General features: G+C 70.3%; 16 protein-coding genes. 10 read left to right on the top strand and 6 right to left on the bottom strand.

Going from position 1 to position 19,793, the window contains the following annotated elements:
• Positions 1–76: 76 nt before the first annotated feature.
• From KRH_RS00135 to KRH_RS00125, 3 genes are all read left to right on the top strand, one after another.
• The gene (locus KRH_RS00135) at positions 77–1,588 is read left to right on the top strand and encodes a peptide MFS transporter (RefSeq protein WP_050738012.1); all 1,512 of its coding nucleotides are present in this window, start codon (positions 77–79) and stop codon (positions 1,586–1,588) included.
• A 274-nt stretch (positions 1,589–1,862) separates the two neighbouring features.
• Positions 1,863–3,365, top strand: a complete 1,503-nt coding sequence (locus tag KRH_RS00130; protein WP_012397098.1) for an APC family permease — start codon at positions 1,863–1,865, stop codon at positions 3,363–3,365.
• 49 nt (positions 3,366–3,414) lie between these two features.
• Positions 3,415–3,825: a universal stress protein gene (locus tag KRH_RS00125; protein ID WP_012397097.1), complete on the top strand. Its 411-nt coding sequence runs from the start codon at positions 3,415–3,417 to the stop codon at positions 3,823–3,825.
• A 345-nt stretch (positions 3,826–4,170) separates the two neighbouring features.
• Here the strand turns inward: KRH_RS00125 and KRH_RS00120 are convergent, their stop codons facing one another.
• On the bottom strand, positions 4,171–4,956 hold the full coding sequence (locus KRH_RS00120; RefSeq protein ID WP_226905796.1) for a phosphatase PAP2 family protein: 786 nt from the start codon (positions 4,954–4,956) through the stop codon (positions 4,171–4,173).
• A 392-nt stretch (positions 4,957–5,348) separates the two neighbouring features.
• On the opposite strand from KRH_RS00120, the gene KRH_RS00115 reads away from it, so the two are divergent.
• The 3 genes from KRH_RS00115 to KRH_RS00105 all read left to right on the top strand — a co-directional run bounded on the left by KRH_RS00115 (position 5,349) and on the right by KRH_RS00105 (position 10,195).
• Entirely contained in the window at positions 5,349–6,614 is a 1,266-nt protein-coding gene (locus KRH_RS00115) for an ROK family transcriptional regulator (protein ID WP_012397095.1), read from the top strand.
• A 283-nt stretch (positions 6,615–6,897) separates the two neighbouring features.
• The gene (locus tag KRH_RS00110; RefSeq protein ID WP_012397094.1) at positions 6,898–8,328 is read left to right on the top strand and encodes a sugar porter family MFS transporter; all 1,431 of its coding nucleotides are present in this window, start codon (positions 6,898–6,900) and stop codon (positions 8,326–8,328) included.
• Positions 8,329–8,533: 205 nt separating this feature from the next.
• Entirely contained in the window at positions 8,534–10,195 is a 1,662-nt protein-coding gene (locus KRH_RS00105; protein WP_012397093.1) for a thiamine pyrophosphate-dependent enzyme, read from the top strand.
• A 149-nt stretch (positions 10,196–10,344) separates the two neighbouring features.
• On the opposite strand, the gene KRH_RS00100 is transcribed toward KRH_RS00105, so the two are convergent.
• Complete coding sequence (locus tag KRH_RS00100) at positions 10,345–11,754, bottom strand: MFS transporter (RefSeq protein ID WP_012397092.1); 1,410 nt, start codon at positions 11,752–11,754, stop codon at positions 10,345–10,347.
• A 137-nt stretch (positions 11,755–11,891) separates the two neighbouring features.
• On the opposite strand from KRH_RS00100, the gene KRH_RS00095 reads away from it, so the two are divergent.
• Complete coding sequence (locus tag KRH_RS00095) at positions 11,892–12,893, top strand: MDR/zinc-dependent alcohol dehydrogenase-like family protein (protein ID WP_012397091.1); 1,002 nt, start codon at positions 11,892–11,894, stop codon at positions 12,891–12,893.
• Positions 12,894–12,920: 27 nt separating this feature from the next.
• Here the strand turns inward: KRH_RS00095 and KRH_RS00090 are convergent, their stop codons facing one another.
• Positions 12,921–13,598, bottom strand: coding sequence for a DedA family protein (locus KRH_RS00090; protein ID WP_105590558.1), 678 nt, complete (start codon positions 13,596–13,598; stop codon positions 12,921–12,923).
• 278 nt (positions 13,599–13,876) lie between these two features.
• Between KRH_RS00090 and KRH_RS00085 the strand changes: the two genes are divergently transcribed.
• Positions 13,877–15,031, top strand: a complete 1,155-nt coding sequence (locus KRH_RS00085) for an alpha/beta hydrolase (RefSeq protein ID WP_012397089.1) — start codon at positions 13,877–13,879, stop codon at positions 15,029–15,031.
• Between the two features lie 18 nt (positions 15,032–15,049).
• On the top strand, positions 15,050–15,742 hold the full coding sequence (locus KRH_RS00080; RefSeq protein WP_012397088.1) for a hypothetical protein: 693 nt from the start codon (positions 15,050–15,052) through the stop codon (positions 15,740–15,742).
• Positions 15,743–15,751: 9 nt separating this feature from the next.
• Here KRH_RS00080 and KRH_RS00075 read toward each other — a convergent pair whose 3' ends face one another.
• From KRH_RS00075 to KRH_RS00065, 3 genes are all read right to left on the bottom strand, one after another.
• Positions 15,752–17,002, bottom strand: a complete 1,251-nt coding sequence (locus tag KRH_RS00075) for an MFS transporter (RefSeq protein ID WP_041297242.1) — start codon at positions 17,000–17,002, stop codon at positions 15,752–15,754.
• 415 nt (positions 17,003–17,417) lie between these two features.
• Positions 17,418–18,059 (bottom strand): rhomboid family intramembrane serine protease, encoded by a 642-nt coding sequence (locus KRH_RS00070; RefSeq protein WP_226905797.1) that lies wholly within the window; start codon positions 18,057–18,059, stop codon positions 17,418–17,420.
• 103 nt (positions 18,060–18,162) lie between these two features.
• On the bottom strand, positions 18,163–18,717 hold the full coding sequence (locus KRH_RS00065; protein WP_012397085.1) for a peptidylprolyl isomerase: 555 nt from the start codon (positions 18,715–18,717) through the stop codon (positions 18,163–18,165).
• A gap of 158 nt (positions 18,718–18,875) precedes the next feature.
• On the opposite strand from KRH_RS00065, the gene KRH_RS00060 reads away from it, so the two are divergent.
• Positions 18,876–19,787 carry a hypothetical protein gene (locus tag KRH_RS00060; RefSeq protein ID WP_041297240.1) on the top strand — a complete coding sequence of 304 codons (912 nt, stop codon included), beginning with the start codon at positions 18,876–18,878 and terminating at the stop codon, positions 19,785–19,787.
• Positions 19,788–19,793 lie beyond the last annotated feature (6 nt).

Below are 19,793 nucleotides of genomic sequence, written 5' to 3'. Positions count from 1 at the left end.
TCCCAGGGAGCCGGGGGTCTTCGCGAGGTGCGTCGAAGAACCGTTCACCGCCCCACCGGGTGCATCATGGTGAGTTATGAGTCAGCACACACCGGGTGGCGGCCACACCAGCGGCGCCCCCGTCAGCCCCGAAACGACAGTGGATCCGCACAACCCCGCGGGTCGGAAAACCTTCTTCGGCCAGCCAGGGATGCTGGCCAACCTCTTCTCCGTGGAGATGTGGGAGCGCTTCTCCTTCTACGGCATGCAGGCGCTCGTCCTGTACTACATGTACTACGCCGTGTCGGACGGCGGTCTGGGCCTCGACGAGGGCGTCGCCGCGGGCATTGTGGGCGCCTACGGCGGCACCGTGTACCTGTGCTCCATCCTGGGCGGCTGGGTGGCCGACCGCCTGCTCGGCTCCGAGCGCACCATGCTCACCTCCGCGGTGCTCATCATGTTCGGCCACATCGCGCTGGCCCTGATCCCGGGTGTGGCCGGTCTGACCGTGGGTCTTCTGTGCATCGCCGTGGGCTCCGGTGGCCTGAAGACCACGTGCGTGAACCTCGTGGGCACCCTCTACGAGCGGGAGGACCCCCGCCGTGACGCCGGGTTCTCCATCTACTACATGGGTGTGAACATCGGCGCACTGTTCGGCCCCCTGCTCACGAGCTTCGCATGGGGCACGTGGGGCTTCCACGCCGGCTTCGGCATCGCCGCCATCTTCATGGCCCTTGGCCTGGTCCAGTACCTGCTGACCCGCAAGGGCCTGCCCGACACCGTGCACACGGTGGCCAACCCCCTTCCCCGCTCGCAGTACGGCAAGTGGATCGGGATCGCACTGGCATTCATCGCCGTGGTAGTGGTCTTGCTGCTCACCGGGATCCTCAATCCCGGCAACCTCTCGGACGCCGTGATCCTGGTGGTCGTGGTGGCAGCCGTGGTGCTGTTCGCCACCATGCTGCGGGACAAGGGCCTCTCGGCGGATGAGCACTCCCGCGTGGTGGCTTTCATCCCGCTGTTCATCGCCACCGCGGCATTCTTTGCCCTCTTCCAGCAGCAGTTCACGGTGCTGGCCATCTACGCGGACACGCGCCTGCAGCTGTCGATCTTCGGCATCGACTTCAAGCCGTCCGCCACGCAGTCCATCAACCCCGTGTTCATCATCCTGATGGGCATGGTCTTCGCCGCGGTGTGGACCAAGCTGGGCACCCGTCAGCCGAGCACCCCGGTGAAGTTCGGCATCGCCCTGCTGCTGATCGGTGTGGCGTTCCTGCTGTTCATCACCCAGGCCCACACGGAGTCCGTGTTCGTCGGCTGGATCGTCCTGGTGCTGTTCTTCGCCACCCTGGGCGAGCTGTTCCTCTCCCCCGTGGGCCTCTCCCTGGCCACCAAGCTGGCCCCGCGCCGGTACCCGGTGCAGATGGTCGCGCTGTACAACCTGTCCATCGCCCTGGGCACCGCGCTGTCCGGCTCGCTCGCGGAGTTCTACTCCCGCGAGAACGAGGTCGGGTACTTCGGCACCATGGGCGCGATCACCATCGTGCTCGGCGTCGTGATGCTTCTGGTGGCCAAGCCCATCCTGAAGCTCATGCGCGGCATCCGCTGAGCCCACCGCCGCTGCGCAGAGCGCCTCGCACCCCCCGGGTGCGGGGCGCTCTGTCCGTACCGCGGCACCGACCGGACCCGTGGGCGGCAGGCGCGCGGGCGGCGTCGTCCCCGGATCCCGTCCCACGGCGGACGACGACGCCGCGCGGCCCGCAGGTGCCGCACGCGCCCCGCTCATCGCCTATGGTGTCCTGTACGCATGAGCCGCGAGTCACAGTCCTGCGAGGGCTGCCTGTCCACGCGCGGCCGGACGAGGTCGAACCGCGGAGGACGACATGAGTGACGCAAACACACCGCACGGTGCCACACCGGTGGCGAAGGGCCGGGACACGTCCGCGGCCACCACCGGCGGGGGCACGGACCCCTCGGGAGGTGACCACGAGCTCAAGCGCGTGATGGGCCCGGGGCTGCTGCTGCTGTTCATCGTGGGGGACATCCTCGGCACCGGTGTGTACGCCCTGACCGGCAACATCGCCGGCGAGATCGGCGGCGCCGCGTGGGCGCCCATCCTCGTGGCGTTCGTGGTGGCCACCATCACCGCGTTCTCCTACCTGGAGCTCGTGACCAAGTACCCCGGCGCGTCCGGCGCGGCGCTGTACACGCACAAGGCCTTCGGCATCCACTTCCTCACCTTCCTGGTGACCTTCGCGGTGCTGTGCTCCGGCCTGACCTCCGCCTCCACCGCCTCCACCACCGTGGCCGCGAACTTCGCCAAGGGCTTCCACCTGGACCTGAGCCCCTTCGGCGTGACCATGGTGGCCGTGGGCTTCATGGCGCTGCTGGCACTGATCAACCTGCGCGGGGTGTCCGAGTCCGTGAAGCTCAACGTGGTGCTCACGTGCATCGAGCTCACCGGCCTGCTGATCGTGATCCTGGTGGGCTTGTGGGCGGCGTTCCAGGGCAACGCGGACTTCAGCCGCACCATGATCTTCGAGACCTCCGAGGACAAGAACATGTTCCTCGCGCTCTCCTCCGTGACCTCCCTGGCGTTCTTCTCCTTCGTGGGCTTCGAGGACTCCGTCAACATGGTCGAGGAGACCAAGGACCCCACCCGCAACTTCCCCCGCGTGATGCTGTTCGGGCTGTGCATCACCGGCGTGATCTACGTGGTGGTCTCCCTCTTCACCGTGGCCATCGTGCCCATCGGCGAGCTCGGCGAGTCCACCACCCCGCTGCTGGACGTGGTGAAGATCGGTGCGCCCAACATCCCCATCGACACCATCTACCCGTTCCTCACCATCTTCGCCGTGGCCAACACCGCGCTGATCAACATGCTCATGGCCTCCCGTCTGCTCTACGGCATGGCCAAGCAGGGCGTGATCCCCGGCGTGCTGTCCAAGGTGCTGCCGGGCCGCCGCACCCCCTGGACGGCCATCCTCTTCACCACCGCCCTGGGCATGGTGCTGATCGTGATCGTCAACAACGCCATGGGCAAGAGCACCGCGTCCGCCCTGGGCGGCACCACCGCCCTGCTGCTGCTCGGCGTGTTCACGGTGGTCAACATCGCGGCCATCATCCTGCGGCGGGACCGCACCCAGGAGGGCCACGACTACTTCCACGCACCGCGCGTGCTGCCCTACCTGGGCGCCATCACGTGCGCGTTCCTGCTGGGCCCGTGGGCGCAGGACACCATCGAGTACCAGATCGCCCTGGTGCTGATCGCCCTCGGCGTGGTGCTGTGGGTGCTGAACTTCCTCTACGCACGACTGTTCACCGGCCGGCGCACGCGGTTCCAGCACCCGGAGGACATCGCCCACCTCGAGGACGTGGACCGCTGAGGTCCACCCCGCCGCCCCACCACCGCCCCTTCACGGACCTGGAGAAGTCATGAACATCGTCGTCGGTTACCTGCCCACGCCCGCCGGCCGCGCCGCGTTGCGCGCCGCCATGGACGAGGCGGCACTGCGCTCCGCCGGCCTCGTGGTGGTCCAGGGCCACCACACCAGGCGCTGGGGCCGCCACACCGGCCCCGAGGAGACCGAGACCGCCGTGCGCGAGGACCGCGCCGCCCTCGACGCTAGCGGTGTCCCGTACGAGCTCGTTCCCGTCGCGGACGACGCCGATCCCGCGGACACCATCCTCGACGTCACCGACCGTGAGCACACCCAGCTGCTGGTCATCGGCACGCGCAGGCGCACCCCGGTGGGCAAGCTCATCATGGCTCCCACCACCCAGCGCCTGCTGCTTGAGGCCGGCTGCCCGGTGCTGTGCGTCAAGGAGGGCTACGAGTCCGCCTGATCCGGGCACGGCGCGGGGTCGTCACCGGGCCCGCTGAGCACCCGGGCGCGTTGACCCCGGACGGCGTCGGCACCGGATGCCGTGGGCACCGAACATGGTGCGCCAGGCGCCCGTCCTGCGGGGCGGAGGTTCCTGCGGAGTGACGCAGGGTGGCGCCCCGTGTGACGGCATAGGGGTGGACCGTCCGCAGGGTGTGTTCCGCTCCGCTCCACGACGACCGCCCTGCTCCACGGCGAACGACCCGACCCACGACGACGACGAGCCGGACCTTTCACGGTCCGGCTCGTCGTTTCCGCGAGGGCGAGAAGGCGCGGCAGGTGGGCCCCGCCGGGTCTCGCCCGCGGGTCAGGCTGCGCGGTCCACCCGGTGCTCCTCGCGGGAGGATCCGGTGCGCTGCGCGGAGCGTGCGGCGCCACCGTGCGATCCGCTGGAGTCCGCCGCGTCCGCACGGGAGGCCTGAACGGTGCCCGCGTGCTGCGCAGGAGTCGGGGCCGTGGAACCGGTGCGTCGGGCGGCCACGGAGACCCCCGCCTGCTGCCAGCCGAATCCGAAGGCCAGGGCCGGCACCACGATGTTCGCGAGCGACGCGCCCGCAATCACCCCGGCCCACGCCACCGGCAGGGCAGCGAGGACGTCCAGGGGGTAGTGGGCGCCGGAGTACATGCGGGCCGCGCCCACCAGCACCACGCCCACGGTCCCCCACAGGAGGATGCTGTGCCGGGACCGCGCCGTGGCGGCCACGAGGGCGAGACCCAGGACGATGGACACCAGTGCTCCGGTGTGCGACGACGGGAACGACGTGCTGCCGATGACCACGCTGAGGGGGTCACCCGTGAGTGCGGGCCGAGGGCGTTCCACGGCCACCTTCACGAGCCCCACGGCACCCCAGCCGGCCAGGGCGGTGATCCCGAAGCCCGTGGCGTCCAGGGGGCGGCGCCGGATGACGGCGAGCCAGCCGATGACGGCCGCGATGATGAGCACGACAGCGCCGTTGGACAGCGCGAACTGCACGATCGTGGCAATGGTGTCCAGAAGGACGTTGCGATGCTGGGAGAGCCCCTCGAGCAACGCGGTCTCCCCGTCGGTCACCTGCGGTGAGAGCACCAGCAGACGTCCTATTGTCGCCGTCATCAGCACCACGACCAGAGGAACGGCTACGCGGTGACGCAACTGCGGCAAGTGCCACGGGGACCCGCCCGGCGAGGGGGAAGTGTACTGCGCCGGATTGGTCATGCCTCCCATGGTGACACGAGACACCGGACGATTCCTGGTGTCGGCGTGTCATGACCGCCGTGGCGTGGTAGGGCGTCGTGTTTCACGTGAAACGACATTTGAAAATCAACGTCATTCGTGTGCATGACTGGATAGCTATATGTATATACAAAAGGTTTCGCCGTCGCAGCCGCCCGGTGCACGCGTCCACGCGCGCCTCCCGGACGGCGGGCAATACTCTCATCCCGTCTGCACTGCTCGAACGATGACTACACTCAAGCACCACAAAGCATTCGAGAAGGGAAGAGACGATGGAGTACTCGCCCCCGGACCCCGCAACCTCCTCCCGGAGCCCCGGGGAGACCGCCGCACCCGGTGCAGCGGCGTCGTCGTCCGCCTCCACCCCGGCCGGGGGTGCCGACCGCGCGAGCGCGCCCGGGTCCCAGGCGGCCCTGCGGCTGGCCAACCGGCGGCGCGTGGTGGACGCTGTGCGCGGTCTGGGCGCCGTGACCCAGGCGAGGATCGCGCGGGAGACGGCCCTGGCTCCGTCGACCGTGTCCTCGATCGTGAAGGAGCTCACCGCGTGCGATCTGCTGACCGTGGAACCGGACCACGGCGGGCGGCGGGGACAGCGGGTGCGTTTCAGCGCGAGCGCCGGCCACCTCCTGGGCGTGGACGTGGGTCACCGTCACGTCGCGGTGGCTCTCGCGGACCTCAACCTGGAGATCCTCGCCCAGCGGCGCGCGGAGCTCTCCCCGCGGCACGGTGCCCGGGAGGTGCTGGATGTCGCGCGGGGCATGGCCGACGAGCTGCGGGACGAGCTCGGGATCCCGGCGGAGCGGGTGCTGCGCGCCGGAATCGGCCTGCCCGCCCCGGTGGACGCGCAGGGTCGGGGACTCGACTCAGCGGTGATCCTGCCCCACTGGTCCGGGCTCGACGTGCGGGAACTCGCCGCCCACGTGCTGGGATGCCCCGTGGTGGTGGAGAACGACGCGAACGCCGGTGCGGTGAGCGAGCACGCCCTCGGCGCGGGCCGCGGCGCCCGCGACATGGCCTACCTCAAGGTCTCCCACGGCGTGGGCGCCGGGCTGGTCCTGGGTGGCACCCTGTACCGCGGAGCCACCGGGGCGGCCGGGGAGATCGGGCACATCACCCTGGACGAGCGCGCCGGGCTGTGCCGCTGCGGCAACCGCGGCTGCCTGGAGACGTTCGTGTCCTCCGCCGCGGTGCTCGAGCTCGTGCGTCCGTCCGGGCAGCCCGTGGAGAGCGTCTCGGACGTCGTGGACGCGGCCCTCGCCGGGGACCCCGGGTGCTCCAGGGTGGTCTCGGACACCGGCCGGGTGATCGGCGTGGTGGTCGCGCAGCTGTGCAACCTGCTCAACCCCGAGCTCGTGGTGCTCGGCGGCGACCTCGCCCGCGCGGGAGAGCTGCTGCTCGAGCCCCTGCGCACGGCCGTGGACCGGTACACGCTCCACGGCAGCTCCCCGGTGCGGGTGGTGCCCTCCGAGCTCGGACCCCGGGCGCACCTCACGGGGGCGCTGCTGCTGGCCCGCGAGGACACTCCCCTGCCGGTATGACCGCGCGGTGCCGGAACCTCGCGCGGGACGGACGGACCGACGAGCGCACTCGGGGTGCCGGGGCGACACGATCCGCGTTGTGTTCGACTCATGGACATTCTGTGACCGGGGTCCTAGTCTTGGGTCACTGTCCTTCCCCGACAGCCGCCTCATCCGCACCCGGTGGGCCGCGCCTCCCGTCCCCTCGGGACCGCCCGCCGGCACCGTGCCTCGGATTCATGGCGAGTTCTCGGGTGCGGGACCCACTGAGCGTTGATTTTCGGGACAGCAAGGGAGCTGTGGGATGAGCCAAGCGGCACAAACACACCCGGCGGAGCACCACCGGACAAACACCGGTGCGGTAGTCCGCATCACCACCGTGGCCGCGTTCGGCGGTCTCCTCTTCGGATACGACTCCGCCGTGATCAACGGCGCCGTCTCCTCCATCCAGTCCAGGTTCGAGGTGGGCCCCGGCCCGCTCGGCTTCGCCGTGGCCGCCGCCCTGCTGGGTGCCGCGGTGGGCGCGTTCTTCGGATCGCGCGTGGCGGACCGGCTGGGGCGGATCCCCCTGATGAAGGTCGCGGCGCTGCTGTTCCTGGTCTCCGCGATCGGCTGCGGTCTCACCCAGACCATCGACTGGCTCATCGTGTGGCGTGTGGTGGGCGGCATCGGCGTGGGCGTGGCCTCCGTGATCGCCCCCGCCTACATCGCCGAGGTCTCTCCCGCGCACCTGCGCGGTCGCCTCGGGTCCCTGCAGCAGATGGGCATCGTGCTCGGCATCTTCCTGTCCCTGCTGGTGGACGCGCTGCTCGCCACGTGGGCCGGCGGTGCCTCCCAGGAGCTGTGGCTGGGCCTCGCGGCCTGGCGGTGGATGTTCCTGGTCATGGCCGTGCCCGCCCTGCTCTACGGCATCGGCTCGTTCATGATCCCCGAGTCCCCCCGCTTCCTGATCTCTGCGGGCCACGAGGACCAGGCCCGTTCCGTGCTCACCCGCATCTACGGGGACGTGGCCCTCGACGGCCGCGTGGAGAAGATCCGCCACACCGTGAACAACGAGCGCAAGCCCCGCTTCTCGGACCTGCGCGGCTCCATGGGCGGGCTCAAGCCCATCGTGTGGGTGGGCATCGGCCTCGCCGCCCTGCAGCAGTTCGTGGGCATCAACGTGATCTTCTACTACTCCAACGTGCTGTGGGAGTCCGTGGGATTCAAGGAGTCCGACTCCTTCACCATCTCGGTGGCCACCTCCGTGGTCAACGTGCTGGTGACCATCGTGGCCATCTTCCTGGTGGACCGGATCGGGCGCCGCCCGCTGCTGCTGGTGGGCTCCGCCGGCATGGCGCTGTCCCTCGGCGTCATGGCCGTGGTGTTCGCCACCGCCAGCAAGGTGATGGTGGACGGGCAGCTCACCCCGGACCTCGGCCCGGTGGCCGGCCCGGTGGCGCTGATCGCCGCCAACCTGTTCGTGGTGTTCTTCGGCGTCTCGTGGGGTCCGCTCATGTGGGTGCTGCTGGGCGAGATGTTCCCCAACCACATCCGCGGTGCGGCCCTGGCCGTGGCGGGCGCGGTGCAGTGGATCGCCAACTGGGCCGTGACGGTCTCCTTCCCGTCCATGTCCAACTACTCGCTGGGCCTCACGTACGGCGTCTACGCGTTCTTCGCGCTGGTGTCCCTGATCTTCACCATCAAGATGGTGCGGGAGACCAACAACGTGGAGCTCGAGGACATGACCGACTGAGTCCCTCCCCGTGCCGCAGCGCGCCCCGGACCGCCCTCGAGCGGTCCGGGGCGCGCTGCGTTGCGGGACCCGGTCATGTCGCATGCTGGACGCAATGTCCACCCCGAGCCTACGGTCGGGTATTTTCGGCAGGACACGCGCGGGTGCGTCCGGGTTCCGGGCCGGGCGGCGCACCCTTCTTTCGACGGCGAAAAGAGAACCTGCCATGACCCAGCACACCGCCACCGCAGCGTCGGGCCGCAAGTCGGCCGGCCACGTGATCGTCGACTCCCTCGCCGCGCACGGCGTTGAGCGGGCCTACGTGGTCCCCGGGGAGAGCTACCTGGACGTCCTGGACGGCCTCCACGACTCTTCGATCGAGACCGTGGTGTGCCGTCAGGAGGGCGGGGCCGCCTACATGGCGGAGGCGGACGGGAAGATGAACCAGGTTCCGGGCGTGGCCATGGTCACGCGCGGTCCCGGGGCTGCCAACGCCCACGTGGGGCTGCACACCGCGTGGCAGGACTCCACCCCCATGGTGCTGTTCGTGGGGCTCATCCCCTTCGAGCACCGTGAGAAGGAGGCGTTCCAGGAGTTCGACCCGCACCAGTGGTTTGCCTCCGGGGCCAAGCGGGTGATGGTCCTGGACCACGCGGAGCGCGCATCCGAGTACGTGGCCGAGGCCATGTTCGCGGCGCGCTCGGGCCGCCCCGGCCCCGTGGTGGTGGGCCTGCCGGAGGACATCATCACCCGGGAGATCGAGCCCACGCTGCACCCCGAGATCCCCGTGGCCGGCGGCGGCATGACCGTGGACGACTGGAAGGCCCTCAAGGCGGCGCTCAAGGCGTCCACGAAGCCGCTGTTCGTGTTCGGCGGCAACGACTGGAGCGTGGCCGGCGCACAGCGCTTCACCCAGTGGCTCGAGGAGCACCACATCCCTGCCGCCGCGGAGTGGCGCTGCGAGGGCACCGTGCCCTTCGGGTCCCCCTCCTACGTGGGGCCCATCGGCTACGGGCGCCCCAAGCCCACCGTGGATCTGCTGGAGGAGACGGACCTGCTGGTGTTCGTGGGCACGGTTCCCGGGGACGTGATCACCAATGGCTTCCTGGTGCGCCAGGACTGGTCCAAGAAGAACTTCATCGTGACCATGGACCCCTCCATGCGCGGCCGCTCGGGTGCCGTGACCTACCAGATCGTGGCCAAGCCGGACGTGTTCGTGCGGGACCTGGTGCGCATGACCCTCCCGGTGAAGGACACCTGGCGGGACTGGTGCCGCCGGATGCGCCGCCAGCAGGAGGAGTTCTCTGCCCCGCAGCCCCTGCCCGAGCAGGATGGTCCCGCCACCATGGACACCATGATGGCGGAGCTCGTGAAGGCCCTGCCCGAGGACGCGATGGTCACGTTCGGCGCGGGTGAGCACACCAACTGGGCGCACCGCTACTTCCCCACCAACGGCTACGCCTCGATGATCTCGGCGCGCAACGGCTCCATGGGGTACTCGGTGCCCTCGGCCGTGGCGGCGTCCCTGAACTTCCCGGGCCGCCGGGTGATCTCGATCGCCGGTGACGGCGAGTTCCTGATGAACGGGCAGGAGCTGGCCACGGCCGCGCAGTACGGCGCCACCCCCCTGGTGATCGTGATGGACAACCAGGAGTACGGCACCATCCGCACCCACCAGGAGCGCCAGTACCCGGGCCACGTGTCCGGCACGCAGCTGAAGAACCCGGACTTCGCGGGCATGGCGCGTGCGTTCCACGGCTTCGGGGTGCGCGTGGAGCGGGAGTCTGAGATTCCCGGGGCCCTCGAGGAGGCGTTAAGCGCCATCGACGAGGACCACACGTTCGCCCTCGTCCACCTGGTGGTGCAGCAGCGCCAGAAGGCATACTGAGCCGCGTATAAACGCTGGTCAAAGCGCACTTCCTAGAGCGGACGGCGCCGCGGTGCCCCTCCCCGGGGGGCGGTCACCGCGGCGTCGTCGCACGCGGAGGGCCTCGCCGCGCCTGCCCGGCCGGTGCCCACTGCGGCGAGCGCCGACCGTCACCCGAGCGGGTGGGCCTCCTGGTCCCGGTGCATGCGCCCGGCGAGCACCGCCAGCACCCCCAGGGCGGGCGTGAGCACGGCGACGCCCCAGAAGATCGCCGCGGGCGGGACCACCTGGGCCACCGGGCCCGCGACGGCCATCGAGATGGGCATGAGCAGCAGCGACACGAAGAAGTCCAGCGAGGAGATCCGGCCCAGCATGTGCCCGGGCACGCGGCGCTGCAGCAGCGTGCCCCAGATGACCTGGCCCGCGCCGCCCGTGGCGCCGAAGACGCACAGGGCCGCGGCCATGACCCACCACGAGCCGGTCATCCCCACCAGACCGAAGGGCAGGGTGCCGAAGCCCCACAGCCAGATCATGGTGGTGAGGTACTTCCGGGGCATCCGCAGGGACGCCATCACGCTGGAGCCCACGGCGGTGGAGATCCCGTACAGCCCGAGCATGGCGCCGTAGTCGGCCACCGTGCCGCCCAGCCGGTCCACCACCAGGAACGGGACGAGCACCTCCAGGGGTCCGATGAACATGAAGATCGCGCTCATGGCCCACAGCAGGGTCCACAGCAGCCACGGGGTGTGTACGCAGTAGCGGAAGCCGTCGAGCATCTGGGCCAGCATCGAGCCCGGACCTGCGGCGTGGCCGGACGCCGCGGCGTCGTCGTGCGCCGCCTCCTTGTGCCCCGCACTGTCGAATCCTGCGGCGTGGTGCCCCGCAGCGTCGTGCCCCGCCACGTCGTGGTGGTCAACGACGTCGTCGTGGTCAGCGGCGTCGTGCCCAGCAGTGGCGAATCCGGCGGCGTCGTGCCCCGCGGGGCGACCCTCCGGCAGCCGCAGGCGCAGCATGAACGCGAGCGCCACGGCGTGGCACACCGCGATGGCCAGGACGGAGGCGCCGGGCAGCGCGAGCCCCGTGAGGGCGCCACCCACCGCGGGGCCGGCGGCGAGCTGCAGCAGGGGCCGGGCCGTGCCCTCCACCCCGTTGGCCGCGAGCAGCTGGTGGGGCGGCAGGATCCTCGGCAGGGCCGCGGAGTACGCGGGGTAGAAGAAGCCCACCGCGCCGGAGAAGGCGAAGGCCGCGGCACCCAGGTGCCACAGGGCGAGCGTGCCCGTCCAGGTCAGCACCGCGATGCTCAGGGCGGTGACGAGGTTGACCACCTCCACGCACCGCAGGATCACGGGCAGCCGGAAGCGGTCCGCGGCCACCCCGCCGATCAGCACGAAGACCACCATGCCCACCGCGCCCGCCGCGGTGACGAGCGAGAGGTCCACCGCGGAACCGCCCAGGGCCATGACCCGGGCCACCATGGCCACGGCCCACAGCCCGGAGCCGAACACGCTCATGCCCATGGCCAGCGCCAGCACCGTGTAGGTGCGCGAGGAGAACGGCTCGAGGGCGCGGGGGAGCTTCACCGCCCCAGGCTACCGGCCCGGTGCACGGGCTCGTGCGAGCGGGCACGTGTGAGCGGGCTCGCACCATGGCGTACGGTGAAGGCCCAGCCCCGGTCCGGCCCCAGCCCAGCCCCGGTCCCGCCCCCGAAGGAGTGTGCATGCGCGCCACCCATGTCCCCACCAGCGGAAACGTGCTCGTGAAGCAGTGGCCCGATCCCCGCGCCTCGCAGGACGGCCAGTTCGTGGTCCGGGTGGTGGCCGCGTCCGTGTGCGGCTCAGACCTGCACTCGGTGCTGCACGGCACCCTGCACGAGCGGGCTCCCGAGCTCGCGGGCTACCCGGGGCACGAGGGCGTGGGTGTGGTCACGGAGTCCCGGTCGCCCAGGTTCCCCGTGGGCACGGCGGTGCTGTGCCTGCCCCCGGGTGAGCTCGGCGGCACCTTCGCGGAGCTCATGCTCCTGGACGAGGAGCACGCGGTGGCGCTGCCGCCCGAGGCGGATCCAGAGGACCTCACGCAGATGCGCCGCTACATGATGGCGCAGCAGATGGGCACGTGCCTCTACGCCATGAACCTCTACTGGCCCACCGAGGTGCCGGCCCGGCGCGCGGGCACGTGCGTGGTCATGGGCGCGGGCTCCGCGGGCCTCTTCTTCCTGCAGGACGCCCTCGCGCGCGGCTTCGAGCGGGTGGTGGTCTCCGACAGGGAGGAGTCCCGCCTGGCCATCGCGCGCGAGCTGGGGGCCGTCACGGTCCGGGTGCCGGAGGAGAGCCTGGCCGAGGTGGTCTCGGAGCTCACGGACGGCGCGGGTGCGGACCTCGTGATCGAGGCCGTGGGATCGGACACCCTGCGCGCGGAGGCCGTGAACATCGTGGCCCACCGCGGCATCGTGGGCTGGTTCGGACTCTACGAGAGCTTCGACCCCGCCCCGGTGCCCGTCTACGAGGTCTTCCGCAAGTGCGTGCGGCTGCAGGGTTCCGTGGCCGCCCAGTCCGAGCCCGGGCTCATCTCGTTCCACGAGGCCGTGCGGCGCATCCACGCCGGGGAGGTCGAGGTCGACTACTGCCTCGGCCCCGTGCACACGCTCGAGGAGACCCTGGACGTCCTGCGGCGCGCGGAGCGCGGCGGGGACGGTGAGGTGAAGTTCACGATCGTCCCGTGACCCGCCCGGGGGACGACGACGCCGGGCTCAGTCCCGCGCGTCCGCGGCGTCGTCCTCGGGACCCCTGTTCCGCATGCTGGTGACCACCTGGATCGCCACGGGGATCAGGGAGAGGAGCACGATCAGGATGGCGATCAGGTCCACGTGGTCGCGGATCAGCGGGATGCCGCCCAGCAGGGAACCCGCGACCACCATGATGGTCACCCACAGGAAGCCGCCCAGCACGTTCCAGCCCACGAACGCGCGGTACGGGTGCTTGGCGGTGCCCGCCACGAGCGGCACGTAGGTGCGCACGATCGGCACGAAGCGCGCGAGCACGATCGAGCGGCCGCCGTAGCGGCGGAAGAACTCCTCGGTCTGCGTGAGGTACTTGGTCTTCAGGAACCGGGCGTCGTCCGAGAAGAAGCGGCGCCCGAACCGGTGCCCCAGGTAGTACCCCACCTGGTCCCCGGCCACCGCGGCGAGGAACGGCACCAGGATCATGAGCCACAGCGGGATGTGCAGGGGCTCGTGCAGCAGCCCGCCCGTGAACAGCAGGGAGTCGCCGGGCAGGAATGGGAACAGCAGACCCGACTCGATGAACACGATCACGCTCATCCCGGCGAGCGCCCACGGGCCCAGTTGTTCGAGCAGCTGGGCGGGGTCCCCCAGCGGGATCAGCTGCGGGGCGAGGATCCCGGCCGTGTGCATCACTTCAGGCGTCATGGTGTCCCAGTATGCCTGGCCCGCGCCGGTGCCGCGGCATCCCGTGCGCGCACGACGCCGCCCTCCCGCCCCTCTCGAGCCCCGCCGCGGCCGCCGGGCGGGCCCACCCGGCGGGTGGCCGTGAAAGCCCTGGAGATCCCCCGCGAACTCGCCGGGCGCGCACGGCGAACCGGTGGACCGGAGGGGTTTTCCCTATGCTGTGTTCCTACGGTGACCGGTGCACCCCCGCACGCCCGGCACCCCGTCCATGGGCCTTCACGGGAAACGAGCACTCTGCAATGGCGTTCTTCGAGCTCACCGGGTGGCCCGTCTTCTTCGCGTTCACCGCGGCGGCGGTCCTTCTGCTGGCGTACACGGTGCTGGTGCTGCCGCGGCGCCGCCGCCCCGGCGTGGGCAAGTACGTGCTGCAGCTGGTGTGCGTGGTGCTGGTGGTGGTGCTGACCCTGATCAGCGTGTTCCTCAAGATGAACATGGACAACCAGTGGTACTCGAGCTGGGGGGACCTGTTCTCCAACGGCGGCGGGGCCGTGAGCGCCTCCAGCTTCGGGGCGGCCCCCGCTGCGGCGAAGGCCCTCAAGGACCTCCCCCACCAGCCCTTCTCCGCCGCCCAGACCGATCCCACCAGGAACAAGAGCTTCGGCTCGCAGGTGGACCCGGGCAGCACGTCTGGGCAGTGGGTGCAGTTCACCCTGCCCGGCAAGGAGTCCGGGATCACCCAGGAGGCCACCGCGTGGCTGCCGCCCTCCTACACGCAGGACCCGCAGCGCGCGTACCCCGTGATCACCGCGTTCACGGGCTTCCCCGGTGACGTGCGGACCTACACCAAGGCCATGGACATCGGCCAGCACATCCGTTCCGCGGTGTCCGAGGGGACCATGCGCGAGGCGATCGTGGTGATCGCGGACGTCTACCCGGGCAACAACGACACCGAGTGCGTGGACAGCAACCACGGACTCTGGGAGACCTACGTGAGCCGGGACGTGGTGTCGTGGATCCGCTCGAACCTGAGGGTCTCCGACGACCGTGACGCCTGGAGCACCTACGGGTACAGCGCCGGGGGGTGGTGCTCCACCATGTTCACGGTGCGCCACCCGGACGTGTGGTCCAGGAGCGTGAACCTGGCCGGGTACTTCACCCCCATGTACAGCCCCGGGCAGCAGTGGAAGACCAGGGATCCCGCGTCCTACAACCTCGCGCGGGTGGTCGAGCAGGAGAAGCCCGACGTGGACATCTGGTTCTTCTCCGGTGGTGAGGACACCATCTCCCTCAAGGCCATCCGCGCCTTCGCGCCCTCGGTGTCCGGGCCCACGGGTCTGTCCTCCAACATCTCCGAGAGCGGCGGGCACCGCGTGGCCCTCTGGGCGGCCCAGCTGGACGCCTCCCTCGCGTGGCTCGGCCACACGTCACCCGCGTTCGCACCGGTCCCGGCCTGAGCCCCGGGCGCGCACCGCATGAACGGTCTGGCATATTCAGGGGCGGTCCTCGCCACCGCCGTGGGCGGCTTCGACCCCGCCCCCATGATCATCATGGCGGCCGCCCTGGGCGCCAGGCTGCGGCACCGCCACATCATGGGTGCCTCCGCGCTGCTGCTGGCCGGCACGGCGGCGTGGGGCACTGCCCTCACGCTGCTCGTGGGGCCCCGGCTGCAGAGCGTGGGCTGGTGGGCCCTGGTGCGCCACGGCGCCGCGGCCGCGTGGATCGAGCTCGCGCTCGGCCTGGTGGTGGGCGGCTACGCCGTGTGGCGGGCCGTCGCACGACGCCGCTCGCGCGGGCGCGACCCCGAGGAGAAGCCCCCCGCCACCAACCCCTGGGCGCTGTACGTGACGGCCCTGGTGTTCGTGGCGATCGTGGTGCTCGACCTCCCGTTCGACGTGCACGTGGCGGCCGCCGCCACCCAGCCCCTCGTGAGTGCCGTACTCGGCTGGATCGCGTGGGCGCTGATCAGCCAGCTCCCCCTCACCCTGCTGGTGCTGCTGACCGTGGCCGGGCGCCAGGAGCGCTTCTCCCGTGTCCTGCGCAGGGCGTGGACCGCCGTGGCCCCGTGGGTGAACCTGCTCGTCACCGCCCTGCTGGGGCTCGCCGCCCTGGTGATGCTCGTGGACGCGGGGGCGTTCCTGGGGCTGGGCCGCTTCCTGATCGGCTGAGCGCCCCGCTCAGACCGCCGTCTGGGAGGCCGTCACGGGGTGTCCGGCGGCCAGGCGGCGTCGTCGGTCCGCCCGCTGCCGTCGGACGCCCGCGAGCGCGAGCAGCCCGCCCGCAATCGACAGGGCGCAGGCCACGACCGCCGGGGACCGGTACCCGAAGCCCGCGGAGATCACCGCACCTCCCAGCAGCGCGCCGATCGAGTTGGCCACGTTGAACGCGGCGTGGTTCAGGGACGCCCCCATGAGCTGCGCGGAGCCCGCGGCGGTGATGAGCCAGCTCTGGATGCTGGGCATGATGAACGAGTTGACCAGGGACATCACGAAGCCGGCCACGAAGATGCCCACGGGGGAGCCTCCCAGTGCGCCTATCAGCAGCAGTGCCAGCGCGAGGGCGGGGAACCCCACGGCCATGGTGCGCCGTGCGCTGCGGTCCGCGCTGATCCCGCCGAGCACGTTGCCCACGGTCATGCCGATGCCCACCACCGCCAGCAGCCACGGGATGGCCGCCGCGGGAAGGCCCGCGAGCTCGCGGCCCATCTGGGAGAGATACGTGTAGATGGCGAAGAACCCGCCGAAGCCCACGGCGGCGACACCCATCACGATCCACACCTGCGGCAGGGCGAAGGCCCGCAGCTCACCGCGCCGGCTCGCGCCCACCACGGGCTCCTGACGCGGGACGGTGGCCCACAGACCCAGCACCGTGAGGGCGAAGACCACGGCCACCGCCCCGTAGGCAGTTCGCCACCCATACGCCTGACCGATGGCCGTCATCACCGGCACACCCACCACGTTGGCCACCGTGAGACCGGACAGCGCCAGGGCGACCCCCTTGGCCTGGTTGCCGGGGCCCATCACGGTGGCGGCCACGAGGGACGCCAGGCCGAAGTAGGCGCCGTGGGGCACACCTGCCAGGAAGCGCAGCACCAGCAGCGATTCGAAGGAGGGGACCAGCGCGGAGGCCAGGTTGCCCGCGAGCAGCGCCGCGGCCATCACCAGGAGCATCACGGTGCGGGAGGACCGCGCCGCCACGAAGGAGATCACGGGGGCACCCACCACCACACCCACGGCGTACGCGCTCACCAGCTGACCGGCGCGCGCGATGCCGGTCTCCGGGGAGCGGCCGTAGAGCTGCGGCAGGAGGTCCTGGGCGATCTGCGGGAGCAGCCCCATCGAGGCGAACTCGGTGCAGCCGATGCCGAACCCGCCCAGGGCCAGGGCGAGCAGTGCGAGTCGACGGCGGGCGGGAGTCAGCTGGGTCATGACCACGCTGCCTTTCGTGGATCCGGGGAGTGTGGACGGCACGGGAGGCCCGTGCGTCCCGAACGGCTCGGCGCACGCGTCGGCGGGTACGGCAGTGAGCGGGTGGTGTGCGCGGGACGGTTCAGGAAACACATCCGCGAGAGTGCACAGAACACTGGAACACCCCACCCCGCCGGATTATTCGCGTCCCGCCGGGGCTGTGCGGGAGATCACCGGGCGCTTCTCCCCACCCGGTGCACGAGAGTTTTCCACAGGTGTGGACGAACGTGTGAATATCTCGTCCCACATGTGTGCTCCGGGCCGCTCGGGCCCGCCGGAGCACTGTCCACAGCAAGGTTCACAGCTGTGGAATTACAACTTTGTAAGTTGTTAACAGGTGTGGACAACCGCTGTGGAGAACTCGGATGACCGGGGTTCATGCTCGTTCGCGCAGCCCTGGCAGCATCAGCACGCCCAGCAGCGCCCCCGCCACCAGGCCGCCCACGTGGGCCTGCCATGCCACACCCGCCACCAGGAACCCGAACACCAGGTTGATCCCGATCAGCACCGCAATGGGCGTCACGCTGCCGCGGAAGTGGCGGATGAACACGAACATGGCCCCGAAGAGCCCGAAGATCCCCCCGGACGCGCCGATGACCAGCACCCCGGGGTCACCCCACAGCGCCACGCCCACGGAACCTCCCAGCACGGATCCGAGGAACAGGGCCGTCATCCGCCACGGGCCCAGCAGCGGTTCGAGCATGCGGCCGAAGAGGTACAGCGTGTACATGTTCAGCAGCAGGTGCACGGGCGAGGGCATGGCGTGCACGAAGCCACTGGTCAGCATGCGCCAGGGCTGGGTCTGTGTGAGGGCCGGCGCATAGCCCAGCAGCGAGGAGAGGTCGTAGGGCGTGAACAGCCACGTGGCCCATTGCAGCGCCCACCCCGCCCCGCAGAGCCCGATGATGCTCCATGTGACCGGCCAGTGGCCGCGGGCCCGGACCGGGCGGGGCGGAACATCGCCCGGGGGAGGTTCCGGCATGCTCCCCGGGTAGGGGTTCTCGGGCTCATTGCTCATGTCTGCTCCGGCATGTCTACTGGTAGGAGGCACCATGCCCCCCGGATAGACGTGGAGCCCACCCGGTAACCGGGTGGGCTCCACGCTGTGCGGTGTGAAGGACTCAGACGGCTTCCACGTCGATGGAGGTGATCACGCAGTCCTCCACGGGGCGGTCCTGCCCGCCGGTGCGGACCTCGTTGAGCTCGTCCACGACCTTCTTGGAGGCGTCGTCCGCGACCTCGCCGAAGATGGTGTGCTTGCCCTGCAGCCACGTGGTGGGCGCGGTGGTGATGAAGAACTGCGAGCCGTTGGTGCCGCGGCCGTTGCGGGTGCCGGCGTTGGCCATGGCCAGCATGTAGGGGGCGTTGAAGTTGAGCTCCGGGTGGATCTCGTCGTCGAAGTTGTACCCGGGGCCGCCGATGCCCTGACCCAGGGGATCGCCGCCCTGGATCATGAAGTCCTTGATGATGCGGTGGAACACCACGTCCTTGTAGAGCGGGCCGTCCTGCTTCTCACCGGTGCGGGGGTCGGCCCACTCCTGGGTGCCGTCCGAGAGGCCCACGAAGTTCTTGACCGTCTTGGGGGCGTGGTTGCCGAAGAGCTCCACCACGATGTCCCCGTGGTTGGTGTGGATGGTGGCCTTGTGCGTGGCGATAGCGGAAGTCATGACTGTCATTCTGGCACGCGCGTCGCGGCGCCGTCAGGACGGGCCGGAGCCGTTCAGCGCACAGTGAAAAGCCCCGCGTGCTTCCCGTTCACCGGGAGTCTCCCAGCTCACAGAACGTATGCTGGGGGTGGAGATGTACGCGATCACCACCGTAGGAGGGAGACATCATGAGCTTGTTCAAGAGCAAGGCCCAGAAGCAGGTCAAGGCCGCCAACAAGGCCGCCGAGTCCAAGGTCGTCCACGCAGGAGACTGGCTGTCCACCGAGATCGGTGAGCTCGGTGAGAAGCTGCAGCAGGGTGTGCAGGCCGGCGCCTCCGCCCTCGCCAGCGGCGTCGAGGCCACCGGCCCGTACGTGCAGGAGGGGCTGGGCAAGGCCCAGAGCCTCGGCGAGGACGCCAAGAAGCGCAGCGAGAAGGCCAAGGCCGCCGGTGTCGCCGCCGCGGCTCCCCTCGCCGCCAAGGCCGCGAAGAAGACCGAGCACGGCCGCGCCGCCGCCCAGGAGAAGTACTCCGGGGCCGTCGCCGCCCTGGCCGGCAAGGTCGCGGACGCTGACACCTCGGACCAGTTCGACGCCCTCGTGGCCAAGCTGACCGGTGACAAGAAGACCGTCAAGCGCATCCAGAAGGCCGCCAAGAACTCGGCCAAGGAGTACGCCAAGCAGCAGAAGAAGGCCCAGGGCGGCCACAAGGGCCTGCTGGTCCTCGGTCTGCTCGTGGCCGGTGGTGTGGCGGGCGTGGCCGCGTGGCGTGCCTCCCGCCCCGTGCAGGATCCCTGGAAGACCCCCGCCACCGCGTCCCCGCGCGTGTCGGCCTCCCCCGTCAACACCAACTCCACCGTGGCCGCCGGCACCGGTGTGAAGGTGGACGACATCAAGGATCCCACCTCTTCCGTGCACAAGGAGGGCACCGCCTCCCAGGCGGCCCACCGCGCCACGGAGAGCGTGAAGTCGGTGGCCGAGGACGCCAAGCAGACCGTCAACGAGGTCAAGGAGCAGATCAAGGGCTCCAAGACCGACGACACCAAGCTGGGCTCCCCGGACAACGCCTCCAAGCACAACCCGGGTGACACCAAGCACTGAGGTTCC

Source organism: Kocuria rhizophila DC2201, from assembly GCF_000010285.1.
In the GTDB taxonomy this organism is placed as follows: Bacteria; Actinomycetota; Actinomycetes; order Actinomycetales; family Micrococcaceae; genus Kocuria; species Kocuria rhizophila_A.
This window is presented reverse-complemented; position numbering and strand designations above follow the sequence as displayed.